Origin of the sequence: Alteribacillus sp. YIM 98480 (assembly GCF_009765375.1) — a bacterium.
Taxonomy (GTDB): Bacteria; Bacillota; Bacilli; order Bacillales; family Marinococcaceae; genus Alteribacillus.
In genome coordinates this window covers 37839-56415 of sequence record NZ_VTOK01000021.1, presented here as the reverse complement: position 1 = coordinate 56415, position 18577 = coordinate 37839, and the positions used below count along the sequence as shown (strand labels likewise).

At 39.2% G+C, this 18577-nt stretch carries 17 protein-coding genes and 2 tRNA genes; 1 reads left to right on the top strand and 18 read right to left on the bottom strand.

Annotated features, from left to right (window positions below; translation table 11 throughout):
* Positions 1-266: 266 nt before the first annotated feature.
* The 15 genes from FZF09_RS20340 to FZF09_RS20270 form a co-directional block, all read right to left on the bottom strand.
* Positions 267-341, bottom strand: a tRNA-Glu gene (locus FZF09_RS20340).
* Positions 342-351: 10 nt separating this feature from the next.
* Positions 352-427 (bottom strand) — tRNA-Lys (locus tag FZF09_RS20335).
* 677 nt (positions 428-1104) lie between these two features.
* Complete coding sequence (locus tag FZF09_RS20330) at positions 1105-2394, bottom strand: adenylosuccinate synthase (RefSeq protein ID WP_158738395.1); 1290 nt, start codon at positions 2392-2394, stop codon at positions 1105-1107.
* A gap of 329 nt (positions 2395-2723) precedes the next feature.
* Positions 2724-4091 (bottom strand): replicative DNA helicase, encoded by a 1368-nt coding sequence (gene dnaB, locus FZF09_RS20325; RefSeq protein WP_158738394.1) that lies wholly within the window; start codon positions 4089-4091, stop codon positions 2724-2726.
* A gap of 24 nt (positions 4092-4115) precedes the next feature.
* The gene (gene rplI / locus FZF09_RS20320) at positions 4116-4559 is read right to left on the bottom strand and encodes a 50S ribosomal protein L9 (RefSeq protein WP_091586373.1); all 444 of its coding nucleotides are present in this window, start codon (positions 4557-4559) and stop codon (positions 4116-4118) included.
* Positions 4556-6526, bottom strand: coding sequence for a DHH family phosphoesterase (locus FZF09_RS20315; protein WP_158738393.1), 1971 nt, complete (start codon positions 6524-6526; stop codon positions 4556-4558). Before FZF09_RS20315 ends, rplI begins: the two co-directional genes overlap by 4 nt.
* A gap of 11 nt (positions 6527-6537) precedes the next feature.
* Complete coding sequence (locus tag FZF09_RS20310) at positions 6538-7476, bottom strand: YybS family protein (protein WP_158738392.1); 939 nt, start codon at positions 7474-7476, stop codon at positions 6538-6540.
* Between the two features lie 753 nt (positions 7477-8229).
* A complete protein-coding gene (locus FZF09_RS20305) occupies positions 8230-9354 on the bottom strand; it encodes an IS110 family RNA-guided transposase (RefSeq protein WP_158738391.1) in 1125 nt (374 codons plus the stop codon).
* A 238-nt stretch (positions 9355-9592) separates the two neighbouring features.
* Positions 9593-9733 (bottom strand): hypothetical protein, encoded by a 141-nt coding sequence (locus FZF09_RS20300; protein WP_158738390.1) that lies wholly within the window; start codon positions 9731-9733, stop codon positions 9593-9595.
* Between the two features lie 283 nt (positions 9734-10016).
* Positions 10017-10244 (bottom strand): 30S ribosomal protein S18, encoded by a 228-nt coding sequence (gene rpsR / locus FZF09_RS20295; RefSeq protein WP_091276909.1) that lies wholly within the window; start codon positions 10242-10244, stop codon positions 10017-10019.
* A gap of 54 nt (positions 10245-10298) precedes the next feature.
* Entirely contained in the window at positions 10299-10790 is a 492-nt protein-coding gene (ssb, locus tag FZF09_RS20290; protein ID WP_158738389.1) for a single-stranded DNA-binding protein, read from the bottom strand.
* 24 nt (positions 10791-10814) lie between these two features.
* On the bottom strand, positions 10815-11102 hold the full coding sequence (rpsF, locus tag FZF09_RS20285; protein ID WP_158738388.1) for a 30S ribosomal protein S6: 288 nt from the start codon (positions 11100-11102) through the stop codon (positions 10815-10817).
* 199 nt (positions 11103-11301) lie between these two features.
* On the bottom strand, positions 11302-12402 hold the full coding sequence (ychF, locus tag FZF09_RS20280; protein ID WP_158738387.1) for a redox-regulated ATPase YchF: 1101 nt from the start codon (positions 12400-12402) through the stop codon (positions 11302-11304).
* Positions 12403-12592: 190 nt separating this feature from the next.
* Complete coding sequence (locus FZF09_RS20275) at positions 12593-12793, bottom strand: DUF951 domain-containing protein (protein WP_158738386.1); 201 nt, start codon at positions 12791-12793, stop codon at positions 12593-12595.
* 672 nt (positions 12794-13465) lie between these two features.
* Positions 13466-14482: a YkvI family membrane protein gene (locus FZF09_RS20270; RefSeq protein ID WP_158738385.1), complete on the bottom strand. Its 1017-nt coding sequence runs from the start codon at positions 14480-14482 to the stop codon at positions 13466-13468.
* 102 nt (positions 14483-14584) lie between these two features.
* On the opposite strand from FZF09_RS20270, the gene yyaC reads away from it, so the two are divergent.
* Positions 14585-15289, top strand: coding sequence for a spore protease YyaC (gene yyaC, locus FZF09_RS20265; RefSeq protein WP_158738384.1), 705 nt, complete (start codon positions 14585-14587; stop codon positions 15287-15289).
* A gap of 369 nt (positions 15290-15658) precedes the next feature.
* Here the strand turns inward: yyaC and FZF09_RS20260 are convergent, their stop codons facing one another.
* The 3 genes from FZF09_RS20260 to noc all read right to left on the bottom strand — a co-directional run bounded on the left by FZF09_RS20260 (position 15659) and on the right by noc (position 18510).
* Positions 15659-16522 (bottom strand): ParB/RepB/Spo0J family partition protein, encoded by an 864-nt coding sequence (locus tag FZF09_RS20260; RefSeq protein ID WP_158738383.1) that lies wholly within the window; start codon positions 16520-16522, stop codon positions 15659-15661.
* Entirely contained in the window at positions 16515-17276 is a 762-nt protein-coding gene (locus FZF09_RS20255) for a ParA family protein (protein WP_158738382.1), read from the bottom strand. Before FZF09_RS20255 ends, FZF09_RS20260 begins: the two co-directional genes overlap by 8 nt.
* 370 nt (positions 17277-17646) lie before the next feature.
* Complete coding sequence (gene noc, locus FZF09_RS20250; protein WP_158738381.1) at positions 17647-18510, bottom strand: nucleoid occlusion protein; 864 nt, start codon at positions 18508-18510, stop codon at positions 17647-17649.
* Positions 18511-18577 lie beyond the last annotated feature (67 nt).

Sequence of the window (18577 nt, the reverse complement as noted above, 5' to 3'; positions counted from 1 at the left end):
AAAAAGACCGATTAGCTTTAGGACGAATCTCTTCGTCAGCTGCTCTCGTTCTGTCAGTCACGTACTTTAGTACGCTCCTTCCTTCTCTCCTTTGCTTCCTCGACCTTCTTGATTCTTATTCAAAAAAGACCGATTAGCTTTAGGACGAATCTCTTCGTCAGCTGCTTTCATTCTGTCAGTCACGTACTTTGGTACGCTCCTTCCTTCTCTTCTTTGAAAAGGCAGTTGGATGAAGAAAAGGTTGTACTTAACTGTAATAAATAATATGGTGACCCGTAGGGGATTCGAACCCCTGTTACCGCCGTGAAAGGGCGGTGTCTTAACCACTTGACCAACGGGCCGTTTTGAAAATGGTGAGCCATGGAGGATTCGAACCTCCGACCCTCTGATTAAAAGTCAGATGCTCTACCAACTGAGCTAATGGCTCTTATTTATAAATAGCACATTTATTTACTATGCATACCTTATCTTTATTAAGGCGTTTTTTATTTTTGTCCCTCACTGCGTGAAGAACGAAAAATAAACATGGTTGATGCTTATTCATTGATGTCTTGTGCTCGTCGCGTCATGCTTCGCATCACTGCTCCTCGCAAACCTACATTGTTGACTACTCAGTGGGGTTTACGGTTCGCTAATGGCTCTTATTTATAAATGGTGCATTTATTTACTATGAATACCTTATCTTTATTAAAGCGTTTTTTATTTTTGTCCCTCACTGCGTGAAGAACGAAAAATAAACATGGTTGATGCTTATTCATTGATGTCTTGTGCTCGTCGCGTCATGCTTCGCATCACTGCTCCTCGCAAACCTACATTGTTGACTACTCAGTGGGGTTTACGGTTCGCTAATGGCTCTTATTTATAAATGACACATTTATTTACTATGCATACCTTATCTTTATTAAAGCGTTTTTTATTTTTGTCCCTCACTGCGTGAAGAACTTAAGTGATCATGGTTGATGCTGCTTCCTTGACAGCGACAAGATTAATAATACCACGTTGATTTTTTATTTTCAAGGAGTTTTCTTAAAAAAATTTCCCCCGTCTGCTTTTTCATGTAACAAGCTTAAAAAGCAGACGAAGAAAGAGGGAAATGAAGTGTTTTTAAACACCCCATACGCCCCTGACCATATTCGTTTGATTGCGATCCGGACCAACAGAGAAAATGCTGACAGGAATATTCGTCAACTGCGAAACCCGCTCCAAATAATGGCGAGCATTCTCAGGAAGATCTTCCAATGATTTTACTTCTGTGATGTTTTCGTTCCATCCAGGCATTTCTTCATAAACAGGCTCACATTCAGCTAGTACCTTAAGACTAGCTGGAAATTCTTCAATAATTTCTCCACGGTATTTATACGCCGTACAAATTTTCACCTTATCTATTCCAGTGAGAACATCAATGGAATTAAGGGATAAGTCAGTTATCCCGCTGACTCTTCGTGCGTGTCGCACAACGACGCTGTCAAACCAGCCTACTCGACGCGGCCGCCCTGTAGTTGTTCCATATTCATTACCTACTTCACGAATTTTGTCCCCGATTTCATCCGTAAGTTCAGTCGGAAACGGACCATCTCCTACTCTTGTGGTATAGGCTTTCGATACACCTACAACATGATGGATTTTAGAAGGACCCACACCAGACCCAATGGTCACTCCGCCTGCAATAGGATTAGAAGATGTAACGAACGGATATGTCCCTTGATCGATGTCTAGCATAACCCCTTGTGCTCCTTCAAAAAGAACCCGGCGTCCTGTGTCAATGGCATTATTTAACACCACGGACGTATCACAAACATAGTCAGCAAAAAACTGGCCGTATTCATAATATTCGTCAAGAATATCTTCTTTTTGGAACCCTTCTACTTCGTATATTTTTTCAAGTAGACGATTTTTTTCTTGCAATGTTCTTTCTAGCTTTTCACCAAATTCTTCTTTATCTAGTAAATCTGATATACGGATCCCTGTTCTAGCTGCTTTATCCATATAAGCAGGGCCAATTCCTTTTCGAGTTGTCCCGATTTTATTCGATCCCTTACTTTCTTCTTCCACAGCATCTAGTTTCACATGGTATGGCAAAATGACGTGAGCACGATTACTAATCCGTAAGTTGCTAGTGTCCACACCGCGTTCATGCAAATATTTCAACTCTTCCACTAAAGCTTTTGGGTCTATTACCATGCCGTTTCCAATGACACAAGTCTTGTTATCATAAAAAATACCTGATGGAATAAGGTGCAGCTTATACTTTTTACCATTAAAAACAATCGTATGGCCTGCATTATTTCCACCTTGATACCTTGCAACGACTTCTGCATTTTCTGAAAGATAATCCGTGATTTTTCCTTTTCCTTCGTCTCCCCACTGGGTACCAACAATTACTACTGACGACAAATCGTCCACCTCCGGCACCTGTATTAACAGGCTGCTTTGATAATTCACTATCTTTTATATGTAGTTAGTTACAATCAGAATAAAACCCTCAAATAGTGTATCAATTTCGCAGAAAGAAGTCAATCAAACACGAACATTATGTATTAAAATCTATAAATATGTTCGTGATAAATAGAATGGAAAGCTGATCTTTGCTTTCCATTGACGAACCGAAGGAATCTCGAGCGAGTAGGCGCTGGAGCTAGACATGTAAAACGCCAAAATTTATACTTTCTTACCTAATAAAAAAACCCGAATTGGTATGTGAAAATCCAATCCGGGTTTTATATTCATGCACCAGGCGGCGCTTGACTTTCATCATGACGCCGGTCCAAGTTCACAAATTTATTATACTCTTTTATAAAAGCAAGCTCTACGTTACCTACCGGGCCGTTACGCTGTTTGGCAATGATTATCTCGATGATGTTTTGATTTTCAGCTTCTTGATCATAGTAATCTTCTCTATAAAGAAAAGAAACAATATCAGCATCTTGTTCAATACTTCCAGATTCACGAAGATCCGACATCATTGGACGTTTATCTTGCCTGGATTCTACTCCACGTGAAAGCTGGGACAAGGCGATAACAGGAACATCCAGTTCACGAGCAATTCCTTTCAAGCTTCTTGAAATCTCTGAGACTTCTTGTTGACGGTTTTCTCCACTTTTTGAACCGGATCCTTGGATTAGCTGCAAATAATCAATCAAGATCATTCCGAGACCGCGTTCTTGCTTAAGCCGCCGGCATTTAGCTTGTATATCATTTACTTTAATCCCCGGAGAGTCATCAATGTATATACCTGCCGAAGACAGACTGCCCATTGCCATTGTGAGTTTTTCCCAATCCTCTTCTTCTAGTGCTCCGGTTCTCATTTTGGTTGCATCAATATTGCCTTCTGCACAAAGCATCCGTTGAACAAGCTGCGATGCTCCCATTTCCAAACTAAATATAGCTACATTTTCCGACGTTTTCGTGGCTACATTTTGAGCAATGTTTAAAGCAAAAGCTGTCTTCCCCATAGAAGGCCTTGCAGCTACTATAATTAAGTCGCTCCGTTGAAAACCAGCTGTCATATGATCAAGTTCAGCAAACCCGCTTGATATACCAGTAATATCATTTTCACGGTTTTGAAGCATTTCAATATTATCATAGGTTTCTATTAAAACATCTTTAATAGATACGAATGCTCCGGAACTTCGCTGCTGTGCAACTTCTAAAATAGACCGTTCTGCATCGTTTAAAATATCTTCTACTTCTTCTTCGCTTTCATAACCTTCAGATGCAATATCAGTTGCAGCACGAATGAGCCGGCGCAGTATTGATTTTTCTTGTACAATTTTGCTGTAGTATTCCACGTTTGCCGCAGTGGGCACAGCGTTAGCAAGATCTGTTAAGTAAGAGATGCCTCCTACTTCTTCCAACCATTGATAATCTTGAAGAGCAGATGTGACTGTGACGAGGTCTACCGGACTTCCTTTCTCACCGATTTCAACCATTACACGGAAAATTCGCTGATGAGAGACACGATAAAAGTCTTCAGGTGTGAGACGCTCTGTCGCTGTAACGAGTGCTTCTCCTTCAAGAAAAACAGCCCCAATAACGGCTTGCTCCGCTTCGATGTTTTGAGGCGGCTTCCGGTCTGTTAACACATCACTCATGACTGCCCCTCCTGCCTTTCATTCTTACTCTTCTTTGACGTGAACATCTACCGTTGCAGTTACTTGCGGATGAATTTTAATGGGAACCTTTGTGACTCCCAGAGTACGGATTGGATTATCAAGCTCAATTTTTCGTTTATCTACTTTCAAATTCATGCTTTTTAATGTCTCTGCGATTTGTTTTGTTGATACTGCCCCAAACAAGCGGCCGCCATCTCCAGCTTTTGCTTTTATTTCTACTTTGGTCTTTTCTAGTTTTTCTTTATATTCTTTTGCTTCTTCAAGCTGCTGCTGCGCTTTTTTATTTTCACTTTCCTGCTTGGCTTCTAGGTTTTTAAGGTTTCCTTTAGTTGCCTCTACAGCAAGATTATTTGGAAATAAGTAATTTCTCGCATAACCCTCAGATACGTTTTTTACTTCCCCTTTTTTCCCTTTTCCTTTTACATCTTGATTAAAAATTACTTTCATTCTTTTGTTCCTCCTTCCAAGTACTCATCTATAGCTTGCATTAATTTGTCTTCTGCTTCTTCGATAGATACACCCTCAAATTGGGTAGCTGCATTGGTTAGATGGCCGCCGCCATCTAATGCTTCCATAATTAGCTGCACATTCACTTCCCCTAAAGAACGGGCACTGATACTTGTTTTTCCATCTTGTCTTTTAGAAATCACAAAAGATCCTTTTACATCATTCATCGTAAGAAGGGTGTCTGCTGCCTGAGCAATAAGTATTTGATCATACGTTTCTTCTCTAGAAGCTTTTGCAATCGCCATACCATCACGATAAATGGACGCCTTTTCGATTAATCTTGATCGTCTCACATATTGTTCAATGTCTTCTTTAAGAAGCATTTGTACTAATGTTGTGTCTGCTCCATGAGACTTTAAAAACGAAGCAGCATCGAAAGTCCGCGAGCCTGTACGAATCGCAAAACTTTTCGTATCCACGATAATACCAGCAAGCATCGCCGTTGCTTCTAACACATCCATGTTCAATTTCTGAGGCTGATATTCTAATAGTTCCGTTACTAATTCAGACGTAGAAGAAGCATAGGGTTCCATGTATACCAGTACCGGGTCTTTTATAAACTCTTCTCCTCTGCGGTGGTGATCGAGTACAACGACCCGGTCGACCGCATCAACTAACCGCGGTTCTATAACAAGAGATGGTTTATGCGTATCTACTACGACCAGTAAGGTATGGCGAGTCAGTTCATCTAATGCTTCATCCGGTGTAATAAATTGAGACCAAAGATGTTCATGTTCTCCCACTTCGTCCATGAGTTTCTGAACATCAGGGTTAATATCATTAGGGTCAACGACAACATAAGCATCAGTATTATTAACGTCTGCAATCTTTAACACACCAATTGCTGCCCCAATCGCATCCATATCTGGATTTTTGTGTCCCATAATAATCACTTGATCGCTTTCTAAAACGAAATCACGAAGAGCATGTGAAATGACACGGGCACGTACACGGGTTCTTTTTTCCATGGCATTAGATTTTCCGCCGTAAAAACGGACTTTCCCATTTGTATCTTTAATTGCTACTTGATCTCCGCCTCTTCCAAGAGCAAGATCAAGACTTGATTGAGCAAGATTTCCTAATTCTCTTAACGAAGATTCTCCACTGCCTACTCCAATGCTTAATGTAATGGGAACTTTTTCTTTTCCTGTTACTTCTCTAACTTCATCGAGCAGCTCAAACCTTGTTTTTTCAAGCTCATCTAACGCCTTTTTATTCATAACTGCTATAAAACGGTCTGAAGCAATGCTTCTAAGCAGAATTTGATACTCATTGGCCCAGTAATTTAATGATGACGTTACGTGACTCATTAGTTTACTGCGGATCTGATCATCCATTCCTTGTGTCACTTCATCATAATTATCTAAATAAATAAGCCCAATCACTGTTTGCTCGTCTTGATACAGTGACCTTGTTTCTGCTGTGTCTGTCATATCAAAAAAGTACAAAAGGCGTTCCTCTTGCCTTATATAAACAAAGTAATGCCGTTCATTTAGGGTCAGCTCTGTTTCATAATCCCCTTTTTTGATAGCTGGAATAAGCCCGTCGGAAATCTTTTCTAGTGATTCTCCTAAAAATTCCCGCGGCAGAAAGTTCATCATAAACGGATTTGCCCATTGTACTTCATACTCTTCATTAAACAATAAAATCCCTATCGGAAGTTCTGTCACCGCTTCTTCCCCAGCTTTATTTACTCGGTGAGAAAGCGTTGATATATATTTCTCCAAGTCTTTTTCAAATGATTTTCTAGCCTGAATGATATATATCACTAAGAGGCTTAGCAAAAAGTAACCGAGTAAACCAAGCTGCCATTGGTAAAAAGTCAAAAAAGCGATAAAAAGCACTGCTACAAAAAACAGAGACACCACATGATAACCGTGCCACCGCCTCAATAAAAACCTAGGCATAATGTCAACCCCTACTTCGTGTCAGGTTTCAGACGTTTTTTCAATTGAAATCCTAAATCAATTATACCCAAAATACGAGCAAGAAGAAGAACAAAGGGTAAAAATAATCCAGAAATAAGCAATATTATAGGAAAAACTTTATGAATAGACTTAACATAACAATAATAAAACACAACCGTAAACCCCTGCAAAGCCATTGCTGTTTCCAATAACGGGAATAGGTTCCACATAACTACATACAACGCTGTTCCTTCTTCAGTTCCTATGAAAAAAATGATAGAAGTAATTAGATAATACCAAAGCAAGGAACGTGGAAAATTCCACTCTCTAAGAGGAGGGAAAGGCTCTACACTGACTTTTATCCGCTGCAAAACCATATGGGCAGCTAATTGTGTAATTAATCCATATACAACACCTGTAAAGACAATCAATACCGGGCCAAGATACCCAATTTGATTAATCATTTCCTCCCAAATTTCCAGGTTTTCAGAAGGCTCTTGTCCAAGTGCCCCCAGCATAGACTCTGCTTGCTGTGTTGATTGCCGCATGACATCTTGCATCGCATTTATAGGATCTATATCTAATATTAGAATGGACCCGGCATACAGCAGTACAAGTACACCTATATAAGCAATACTGCTTCCAGCGAGCACAAATAAAGCTTCTTTCTGACGACGAATAAGTTCACCAGCAGTAAGCCCGCCCGCTCCAGCTAGTAATGCATGAGGCAAACCTATAACTCCTCCAATAATCCCTGAAAGTAAAATAGTTACTGCAAACATGATAAATCCGGGTTTTAACCCATGCCGTACTGCAAAAACAATAAATGGAAGAGGTAAAAACCACATCAAAATAGTAATAAGGAAAGGCACAAAAATAGAAAGAAGCAGCATAACTATAAATACACCACTTAATACTGCACCTTCCGTTAATCCTCTTGTTTGCCGCAACACCGTCACCTCATCTATATTTCCGTAATCACATTTTTTAATATAAATCCATTCGTCTATTGTAATTGATTCTTTTTAAAAAAGAAAGATTATATGAAATTGCGTAAGTACTTTGGTCAAAATACTGCCTGCGAAAAGACGTTAACAGATAGAAATACGTGGTTTGTCGAACGGGGCTTTATAACATTAGAAAACTCGGCTTGCCGCCAACTCCAAATGATGAAATCATAGTATTGCTTATACTGATATGAACGAAACTGTCAAATTCCCCTCCAATTTATTTAAATATACATTTTTTGGATAACCTTAAGTAAAGAGTCTTTCACGGCTCTTTTTTTGATTTATATTCTGTAAGCAGTAATATGCTACAATATCTCCTTCTTCTTAGCTTAACAACCTTTCCTCAACCCACTGATTGATAGTCAAGGAAAGCACTTGACAATCAATCAGTGGGTTGAGACACTACAAAATGCTAAGAAGCACGTAAGGTTATCTCCTTTCTTTTATATATAAAGGAGATAACTACACGGCACGAAGGCAAAAATCTCTACTCCGATGAGCATACTGGTATCCGTGGGTTTTCACATTTTATCTCTCCGTCTAAGGAGCTTTCACGAACTTTGAGCGTGCATTCACCAATTCATGGCTAGCACAAGTATAAGTCGTGCGTTCTCCTTTACGGTTTTCACCTTTGCCTCCGAGCCCTATATTCATTCCCTTTTTACATCATCTTTTTTCTAGTTTATTCGTAACTTAATCCGCACCATTCGTTTGAACTTCACCATCAAACTCATGGGAAATCGCCCAAATGAAACCTGCTAATTCTCTCGCAATGGCCGTAATGGCTTTCCCACTCTCTTTTCCGCGTCCTAATAGACGGAAATATTTTTTATGCAAGCGATTTTGAGCCTTCCATGAAATGCCCAAAATATTAGTCGGGTGTCCTTTTTGTCGTTTTTTCAACTCCCCTTTGACTGCAGGTTGATATCTATAGCTCCACGCGGCCTCTATCAACAATATCCGTACGTGCCGATTCCCTGTTTTGGTTATGCTACCTAATCTCCGGCATTCCCCACTGGAACTTTCACTTGGTACCAGCCCTGTGTATGCCATAAATTGTGTTGGAACCTGGAATCTCTTAAAGGATCCGATTTCCGCAGCCAAACTAGTCGCTGTATTAACGGCTACTCCTCGTAATGTCATAAGAGTTTGGATCATTGGGGCATGAACACCTTCTTTGGCTTGCTCTTCAATTTCCTTTTCCAATACGTTTAATCGTTGCTGAAACTCTTTTAGTTGCTGCAAATATTCTTGGAATACCACCCGGGATGCCGATCGTTTAAATGTCAATTTATCCAGCCAATCCCAATATTTTACTGTCCATTTTTTTGTGCCTCTAGGCGGTTTGATTTCATTTCTTAGAAGGAATTTTGTTAGTCTATGCTTAGCTCTTAACTTATCTTCTTTTACATCCTCCCGTGCTCGAACTAAATCACGTAAGGCCTCATCATCTTCTGTTGGTACATAGATAGGTGTCAATTCTCCAGCACGATAAAGTTTGGCAAGATTAATGGCGTCGCGTTTGTCGGTCTTTACACGATCGCCGGGCTTCTGTGGGATCAACGATGGGGCAATGACTTCACATTCAATACCCATACTCTTCAAAAGTCGATAGAGTCCGTATCCAGTTGCTCCAGCTTCATAACAAACTCGAAGTAGTTCAGGTTCTCCTAGTTTTTTCATTTGTTTTCTAATGTCCTCTACCGTATAGGGAATCATACCAACATATCTTGGGTTAGAACGACCCTCCTCTGCTACCGCTACTGCAATTTTTTCCTTTGATACGTCTAAACCTACGTATTTTGTGATATCATTCATATTACTAGCTCCTTTCGTATTGTAGCTCTGCTTTGGTAATGTTTACTAGTCATTTAGTATTACCAAATTAATCTACGTTGTTACGATTAGGGGCTAGTTTCGTTCATGATAACTTTGATCTTTTAACAAATGTAAATTTTCTAAAGTACAAAAAACCCGAATCACAGACGACCATTTTTGCGTCTATCATTCGGGCTGCTGCCGTTTCCTTTATTAATTTTTGAAATAATCAAACTTTTTATTTCGCAGTAGGAAGTTTAAAACTAAAGGATGTTGCAGGAAAAACCGAACGATCAAAATCTGCTATTTCCTTCTCCTCTTTCTTTTTCAACTCTTCTAATTGATCATTAATGCGAGTAATGTATTCTTTTACTTCCATTTTTTCTTCCTCCTTAACATTTTAAATATATTTTGAAGAAATCAACTATGTTTTTGTAAAATGTTTGCTGTTATTCATATTCCTACCCATAACCCGCACTTCCTCAAACTTCTCCGTTGATAAATAAGAAAAAAGGACTATCGATTCCAGACAACAAAACCCAAAATTGTCTTACACACTTTATTCTTTTAGAATAGTTATACTTTGATCCTTTAACAAAGGTAAACTTTCCTGAAGCACAAAAAACGTTCCCCGGAAGACGGCCGGGGAACGCTGAAAGAATTTACTGCTCTTTAACGTAAGGAAGCAATGCTACGTGACGAGCACGCTTAATTGCTTTTGTCAATTGACGTTGATACTTAGCGGAAGTACCAGTTACACGACGCGGTAAAATCTTACCACGTTCAGAAATAAACTTTTTCAACAAATCTACATCTTTATAGTCAATTTTTTCAATTTTATTGACTGTAAAGTAACAGACTTTTCTGCGCTTTCCTCTACGACGTGCCATCGTTTCAACCTCCTTTAAGAAAGATTATTATTTATAGACGCGGGAGAATGTTTCCTAGAATGGTAAATCGTCATCAGATATATCAATAGGCTGGCCATCGTTAGCAAAAGGATCATCATTAAGGTTAGAGGAGCCTCCTCCTTGGTTCTGTTGACCGTACCCTTGATTTCCTCCGCCTTGAGCACCTGCATAATCATTACGAGGGCTTCCGCTGCCGCCAGAAGCGTTGCGTGGTTCTAGAAATTGTACACTTTCCGCCTGAACTTCTACAACGTTTACACGACGGCCTTCCTGATTTTCATATCTGCGGCTTTGCAGTCGGCCATCAATACCGGCTAGGCTGCCTTTTTTCAAGTAATTTGCAACGTTTTCCGCCTGTTTTCTCCAAACGACACAGTTAAAAAAGTCAGCTTCTCTTTCCCCCTGCTGGTTTGTAAACGGACGGTTGACGGCAATCCCGAAATTTGCGACAGCCACACCATTTGGTGTATACCTTAATTCGGGGTCGCGGGTCAGACGGCCAACCAAAACGACACGATTTATCATCGGAACCCCTCCCATTTTAGGTCATTATTCTTCATCTTTTACAACAATATGACGGATGATATTATCATCCATTTTCACGAGACGATCGAATTCGTTTGTTGCTTCTGGGCCAGCTTTTGTGTATACCACAACGTAATAACCGTCTTTTAAATCATTGATTTCATAAGCAAGACGGCGCTTTCCCATTTCTTCGACTTTCTCGACTTCAGCTCCATTATTTGTTAAAACGTTGTTGTAACGTTCAATGGTTTCTTTTACACCATTTTCGTCAACGCTTGGAGCAATGATATAAAGCACTTCATATTTACGCATGCTGCGTCACCTCCTTTTGGTCTTACGGCTCTTTTTCAAAAAAGAGCAAGGAGCAAAATACGGTTAATGAATTTTACTCACAATTAATGATTATAGCAGAACGAGTATCCCGTGACAATAATACAAAGTTAAACATTCCTAAAGTATAAAAGAAAAAGCTGGACATAACACTCATTACCGTCCAGCTTATTGATACATGTTATACATTAAATCGGAAATGAACGACATCTCCATCTTTCACGACATAGTCTTTACCTTCTAACCGCACGTTACCTGCTTCTTTGGCAGCATTCATATTACCAGCAGCAACAAGGTCTTCGTAGCTTACTACCTCCGCACGAATAAATCCTCTTTCAAAGTCCGTATGAATCACACCAGCAGCTTGAGGTGCCTTTGTTCCGCTGCGAATGGTCCAAGCTCTTACTTCTTGTTCACCGGCAGTAAAATATGTTTCTAACCCAAGAAGAGTGTAGGCAGCTCTAATTAATTGATCTAATCCTGCTTCTTCTATACCGAGCTCCTCAAGAAATTCTTGTTTTTCCTCCCCTTCAAGTTCAGCGATTTCCGATTCTATTTTTGCACAGACTGTGATTACCTCAGAACCTTCTTTAGAAGCATAATCTTTTACAGATTTTAAATAGTCATTGTCTTCATCACTGAGTAAGTCCTCTTCGCTTACGTTAGCTGCATAAAGGACAGGCTTCATCGTAAGCAGCTGGAACCCATGCACAATTTTTTTTTCTTCCTCTGTTAAATCCAGGCTTCTAGCAGGTTTTTCTTCTTCAAAAGCAGTAATCAGCTTTTGCAGCACTTCATGTTCAGCTATAGCATCTTTATCTTTTGACTTAGCAAGCTTAGCTACTTTAGCTGCTCGTTTTTCTACCGTTTCCAAATCAGCAAGTATAAGTTCGAGATTAATAACTTCAATATCACGAATCGGGTCCACACTTCCCGAGACATGAGTAATATCTCCATCATTAAAACAGCGGACAACATGAGAAATTGCATCTACTTGACGAATATGAGATAAAAATTTATTTCCTAAACCTTCCCCTTTGCTGGCTCCTTCTACAATTCCTGCAATGTCGGTAAATTCAAACGCCGTGGGAACCGTCTTTTTAGGATTAACAAGTTCAGTTAGTTTTTGAAGACGATAATCAGGCACTTCCACAATACCGACATTAGGATCTATCGTACAAAACGGGTAATTGGCAGATTCAGCCCCCGCTTGGGTAATGGCATTAAATAATGTAGACTTTCCGACATTTGGAAGGCCTACAATCCCTGTTGTTAAAGCCATATAAAGTCACTTCCTTTTCCATTACATTAACCAATTATTGGTTTATTATAAAGACAGCTCTGTTCCATTTTTGTTGTGTTTATCCTTCCCAATTATAGAAAGAACTTTATAAAAAGACAAGGATATATGTTTTTACTACGTATGTAAGAAGGAGCAAGTCTTTTTAGACTGCCCCTTGCTCATTCATTTCTTATGCATTTTTCTCGCTTTCTAAGACTTTCTTTATCTTTTTTCTGAACTCTCGGCGGGGAAGCATGACACTATGGCCGCATCCCTGACATTTGATTCGGATATCAGCGCCCATGCGAATAATTTTCCACCGGTTTTCACCGCATGGATGCGGTTTTTTCATTTCTACAATATCATTTAATGAAAACGGAATATCCGGCATTTCCGTCACCTCATTTCTACATACCTTCCTTTTTAATTAACCAGCACAAACTCCAGTAAAACCTGCTAAGGCAGAAGTTACATGTCTATTTATTATCCTATCCTATCTCTTTAAAAGAAACAATCATTCCATAAGAAAAGTGCAAGCGCCCTGGTCAGCGCGACAGGTTCTGGAGCTTTCGCGCAGGGTCGCCTGCCGCCCGGAGTCGAAAGGGAAGACATCAGACGTTCAGCTCATTTTCATGAACTTCTACTAAGATCGCACACGTCGACGCATAGGATGTGCGAATGTCGCCAATGCCACAGGACGTGGCGTTTTTGGCGACGAGTGTGCATCGTGTGGAAGTACGTCTGTGACAACGCTGAACTGGCTTACACAGGAGGTGTTGACTTTTGCGTTGCAACAGGACGTTCACGGTTTTAGCAAAAGTTCCTCTTTATCATGTGCGCCTGAGCGGCTGGGCGCTGGAGCTAGACATTTAAAACGCCAAATATTTATAATTTCTTACCTTTTTAGAAAAACTTGGCTTTGCACCAAGTCCAAACGGCTGAAGTTGTAATTTGCTTATACTTTAATCCTTTAACAAAAGAAAACATTAAAATATAAATCATTTCCCAGGTAATTAGAACCTTCATATCGAAATATATCTTTAAAAAATATTTAAAAATAGGTTTAAGATCTTTTTTTTAGGTAAAAAGGATGAATTAAGACAACAACCAGCAAGTATAAATTTACAAAACCGTATAATGGGTATAGAAAAGCAATTAAACTTGAAAAACCAATTCGAGTCACTGGAATCATTAAACATAAAAGCACAAGAGCCAGTGCCCAAAGAGGAAGAGGGATAATAGAATGAAGCCTGCTTGATAAGCCAAATAACCCTGAGGCCGCGGTTGTAAAGATCGCTGTCCACAAAAGAACGGCCATAAAAGCGGTCATATAATCTGGGTAGGATTTCAATAAAGCAAACAAAGGTATTTCATACAACATGATATCTTCTGCGGCTGCAATTAATGACTCATTATATAGAAATGATATTCCTCCTAGAGTTACTCCGCTTCCAACACTAGCTATCCATATCTCACCATAATTCCTTATTTGTTTACCTGTAGCTGATAATACAGCAACAAGCGGAAGTAAGTTCAAAGAAGTAAAGGTAAATGCAGCTGGCCAATTATGTTGTGTTTTCCAATCTATTCCTTCAATGTCGGCATTAAACCAAAAAAAGGATAAAAGTGTAACTGCTAAACTAATAATTAACACAGGCATCAAAAAACTATTAACTCCTGTCAACCCTTTAACTCCACGAACGGCTACAATGAGAAGCAGCACACACATAAATATTACTCCGGCTGAAAAGGGAACATGGAAAAATTCAAGAGCTGCTCCACCTCCTGCTATCATGATGCCCGTCGTTGTAAATAAATAAAATACAATAATAACATCATATCCCTTTGAAAAACGCGGTCCCATCAATTCTAAAAGTACTTCTGCATAATCATCGGTTTGATGACGAAAACTTATGCTTAATACAACATGGCAGCTTGTAACAAAAAGAAGAGTAAATAAAATAATAGCCAGTCCACTTTCATGACCAAAAAATTGCCATATTTCACGTCCTGAAGCATATCCTGCACCAATAGTTGTACCAATAATTAAAAACATCCATTTTAATCCATTGACTATCATCTGCTCTCTCCCTTTGTCTAGGCTCACCTTCTATAGAGGCGAACGTATAGAAATTGAAAAAGGTTCCTATACTGGGACTAATATGAAAAAGGAGAGACCAATATGCTTGGAAAAAAACCCGCTTCCACTCGAATTCCCTTTTCTTATCAAGTTCATTCAGAAGAAAACGGGGCAGCTTCTAGACTAGCTTCCCAGTTAGCAGAGCAACTGGATAAGGTTCCATCCTACCGTGATATTGTGGTTGTTTGTATTGGCACAGATCGATCAACTGGTGACTCTTTAGGACCTATTATCGGTTCTTCTTTAGAAAAGAGTTCTCTTAAGCGGCTATATGTATATGGAACTTTAGCCAAACCCGTTCATGCGGTTAATTTAGAGGAAACTATAGAAATGATTCATTGTTATCATCACCGTCCATTCATAGTAGCTATTGACGCTTGTCTCGGCCGAGTCAAAAATGTAGGGAAAATAAATTTTTCCGAAGGTCCAGTCATCCCTGGAGCAGCTATGAAAAAGAAGCTTCCACACGTAGGAGAAATGCACGTGACAGGTATTGTCAATGTTAGTGGAATGATGGAATATTTTGTTTTACAAAATACGAGGTTATATACAGTAATGGCAATGGCAGATTGTATATCCCAAGGCTTCATATTAGCTGATAATAAATTAAAAGTTCATTCTGGCTCTATTACAAAAAATAATGTTTCCCAAACACCAGTTCACACAAAAGGGTTATCCAAAACAGAGTTAGCTTTTTCACTTCAACAAAGTCTTCATAAAGAAAACCCGCCGAGTGACGAGTCTTAAACATGTAAACAGAGGGGGCGACTGTACTTATACTGCCTTTGAAAATCACTTAAAATTCTGACTAATTATAATTTGCAAACAATGGATACTGCTGTTATCTCAAATGCTCATCAAGCCCCCACCCCTCACAATTATTGCATGGAAGAGCAACGATAAGCAAAAAACAACCAATTTACCCTATTGAAAGATTTTGAACCGCTTCCACTACAAGTACTTACTGTCCTATCCATTGTGGATGCAATTAGAAGAACTTGGCTTGCCGTCATGTTTAAAGGAGGCCGTCCAGGTAAAGGAATATCTACTAAACGTTCACGAAGCACAAAAAAAGCCCCTTTTTGCGGGACTTTACCATTGTTAGACAGAAAAAGATTATTTTTTCTCTTCTTGCTCTAATAATTCAAGAATTCTCTCCAAATCATCCTCTGTTATAAATTCAATTTCAATTTTTCCTTTTCTTTTTCCTTTTTTTATAGAAACAGATGTCCCGAAATAAGAACGTAATTCTTCTTCTTTCGATTTAATAAATATAGAGGTATTGTCAGACGTTTTAACTTCTTTTTGTTTTGTTTCACGTGAAACATTATTTATTTGTTGAACTAATTCTTCTGTTTGACGGACATTTAAAGATTGTTTTTCGATTTTATTTAATACTTCGCTAGCCTTTGTCTTATCATTTAACCCTAAAAGCGTTCTACCGTGCCCCATTGAAATTGTTTTATCTGCAAGTTTATGCTGGACATCTTTAGGAAGCTGCATTAAACGCAGGTGATTTGCAATATGAGGCCTGCTTTTTCCCAGTCTCTTTGATAACTCCTCTTGCGTAACCCCTAAATATTTCATTAACTTCTCGTACGCTCTAGCTTCTTCTAATGGATTTAAATTTTCTCTTTGTAAATTTTCAATAAGGGCTACTTCCATCATTTTTTCGTCTGAGAATTCTTTTTCTACAGCTGGCACTGTCTTTAACCCTGCTGCTCTTGCCGCTCTGTACCTTCGTTCGCCGGCTACAATTTCATATCCTTTAATACTTTTTCGTACAATAAGCGGTTGAAGTACTCCATGCTCTTCAATCGACTCTTTTAGCTCTGAGATTGCTTCTTCAGTGAAAGATTGTCGAGGCTGATAAGGGTTAGGACGTAAATCTTTTATTTTTACGTCTTTAATAACGTTATCTTGTCCCTTCGTCTCGTCAGGAAAAAAAGCATTTAACCCCCTGCCAAGTCCTTTACCCACCGGCCACCACTTCCTTTGCTAGGTCTAAATATACTTCCGCCCCTCTTGATTTAACGTCATACAAAATAATCGGGAGTCCATGACTAGGTGCTTCTCCTAAACGCACATTTCTTGGAATAATAGTATTAAACACTTTTTCTCTGAAGTATTTCTTCACTTCTTCAATCACTTGCAAACCTAAGTTGGTGCGTGCATCCAGCATCGTCAACACCACCCCTTCAATAGCAAGGTCTGTATTCAAATGCTTCTGTACTAAACGAACGGTATTTAGAAGTTGACTTAATCCTTCGAGGGCATAGTATTCGCATTGTACAGGAATTAACACAGAGTCAGAAGCCGTTAATGCGTTAATCGTTAATAAACCAAGCGACGGGGGACAATCTATAATTATATAATCGTACTCCCCATCAACTTCACTTAGTGCTTTTTTTAAACGAATTTCCCTGGAAATAGTCGGCACTAATTCTATTTCTGCTCCTGAGAGTTGAATAGTAGATGGAACAACATGCAAGTTTTCTACACTTGATTGTTTGATAACTTGATTAATTTTTGCATCCTCTACTAAAAGGTTATAAACACATTCATCAACATCCCCTTTTTCAATACCTGCACCGCTCGTTGCATTACCTTGCGGATCAATATCTACCAGAAGTACTTTTTTCCCTATGTATGCTAGGCACGCACTTATATTCACGGCAGTAGTAGTCTTCCCTACACCGCCTTTTTGGTTTGCGATAGCAACTACTTTTGCCATCGGGACACCTACTTTCCTTTCTAGCTGCTTATCTTTTTCACTTGATATAAAATAATTATTTTTATTCATTGTCTTTTATTTTATCATGTTTTCTGAATAATTTCGCAAAGGTTTTTTCGACAACTTTTCCGGTTCATTTTTGAAAAAGTGCGATTAAAAATGGACGTGAAGTACAGAACGTGATTTTAGTAAGAAAAGCGCAAGCGCCTTGGTCAGCCGCGACAAGTCCTGGAGGGTCAGCTGATCTTTGCTTTCCATTGACGAACTGAAAGGTTCTCGAGCGAGTAGGCGCTTGCGTTAGACATGTAAAACGCCAAATATTTATAATTCTTACCTTTTAAAAAAATAATCTACCGTTTGCTTTGGTAGATTATTTCTTCGGGATTCGTATCGTAAATTGATAATATTCCTCATTTTCTTCTTCATCCGTCTCAATATTCATTCCGCTTTTGGTCACCATATCTACTGATTGCCTTATAGTATTCATTGCAAGACGAGTATCTTTGGAATAATGTTTCCTGGTTGGTTTTTTCTTTTTAGGTTTTTGTTCTTTTCCTTGAAAGTTTTTTATTAGCTCTTCTGTTTGTTTAACATTTAATTCATTATTAATAATTTCTTTTAATATTTTTTCTTGTTTTTCTGCGTCCTTAATAGGCAGAAGAGCCCGAGCATGCCTTTCGGTTATTTTTCTTTCTTTCAAGGCGTTCTGAGCGTTCTCTGTTAGATGGAGAAGCCTGAGTTTATTTGCAACAGTAGACTGGCCTTTACCGAGGCGCTGTGCCAGACTTTCCTGTGTTAATCCGTGTAAATCCAGAAGCTTGGCGTATGCAGCAGCTTCTTCAATAGCAGTTAATTCTTCTCGTTGGAGATTTTCAATAAGAGCAACAGAAGCTGTCTGCGTATCATTAAAATCTTTAATTATTGCTGGAATCTCTTCCATGCCAATACTTATTGCTGCACGCCACCGGCGTTCTCCTGCTATTATTTCATAACGGCTTTCCCGCTGTCGTACAGTTATTGGCTGCAACAGCCCATGAGTGCGAATCGATTGTGCAAGCTCCGCAATCTTTTCCTCTTGAAAAATCGTACGCGGCTGAAATGGATTGGCAATAATATTATCAACAGGAAGGTATTTCACTTCCTCTTGCGGACGTTCCTCTTGTTCCACTTTTTCTTCTTCCTTGCCATCATCTTGGTCTCCAAGGCCAAACCACTTTTGAAGCGATTGCTTCATTGCCTGACACCACCTTACTAGAAACTACAATATATCATTTTCGCCGCTGCCGTGCGAAAACCCTTCT

Excerpts from the sequence above, each read along its gene's own strand:
- noc (WP_158738381.1), bottom strand. The coding sequence starts at position 18,510 with ATGAAGCAATCGCTTCAAAAGTGGTTTGGCCTTGGAGACCAAGATGAT.
- yyaC (WP_158738384.1), top strand. The coding sequence starts at position 14,585 with ATGCTTGGAAAAAAACCCGCTTCCACTCGAATTCCCTTTTCTTATCAA.
- dnaB (WP_158738394.1), bottom strand. The coding sequence starts at position 4,091 with ATGAGTGATGTGTTAACAGACCGGAAGCCGCCTCAAAACATCGAAGCG.
- FZF09_RS20305 (WP_158738391.1), bottom strand. The coding sequence starts at position 9,354 with ATGAATGATATCACAAAATACGTAGGTTTAGACGTATCAAAGGAAAAA.
- FZF09_RS20275 (WP_158738386.1), bottom strand. The coding sequence starts at position 12,793 with ATGCCGGATATTCCGTTTTCATTAAATGATATTGTAGAAATGAAAAAA.
- rpsR (WP_091276909.1), bottom strand. The coding sequence starts at position 10,244 with ATGGCACGTCGTAGAGGAAAGCGCAGAAAAGTCTGTTACTTTACAGTC.
- FZF09_RS20270 (WP_158738385.1), bottom strand. The coding sequence starts at position 14,482 with ATGATAGTCAATGGATTAAAATGGATGTTTTTAATTATTGGTACAACT.
- ychF (WP_158738387.1), bottom strand. The coding sequence starts at position 12,402 with ATGGCTTTAACAACAGGGATTGTAGGCCTTCCAAATGTCGGAAAGTCT.
- rpsF (WP_158738388.1), bottom strand. The coding sequence starts at position 11,102 with ATGCGTAAATATGAAGTGCTTTATATCATTGCTCCAAGCGTTGACGAA.
- FZF09_RS20315 (WP_158738393.1), bottom strand. The coding sequence starts at position 6,526 with ATGCCTAGGTTTTTATTGAGGCGGTGGCACGGTTATCATGTGGTGTCT.
- rplI (WP_091586373.1), bottom strand. The coding sequence starts at position 4,559 with ATGAAAGTAATTTTTAATCAAGATGTAAAAGGAAAAGGGAAAAAAGGG.
- ssb (WP_158738389.1), bottom strand. The coding sequence starts at position 10,790 with ATGATAAATCGTGTCGTTTTGGTTGGCCGTCTGACCCGCGACCCCGAA.
- FZF09_RS20300 (WP_158738390.1), bottom strand. The coding sequence starts at position 9,733 with ATGGAAGTAAAAGAATACATTACTCGCATTAATGATCAATTAGAAGAG.
- FZF09_RS20255 (WP_158738382.1), bottom strand. The coding sequence starts at position 17,276 with ATGGCAAAAGTAGTTGCTATCGCAAACCAAAAAGGCGGTGTAGGGAAG.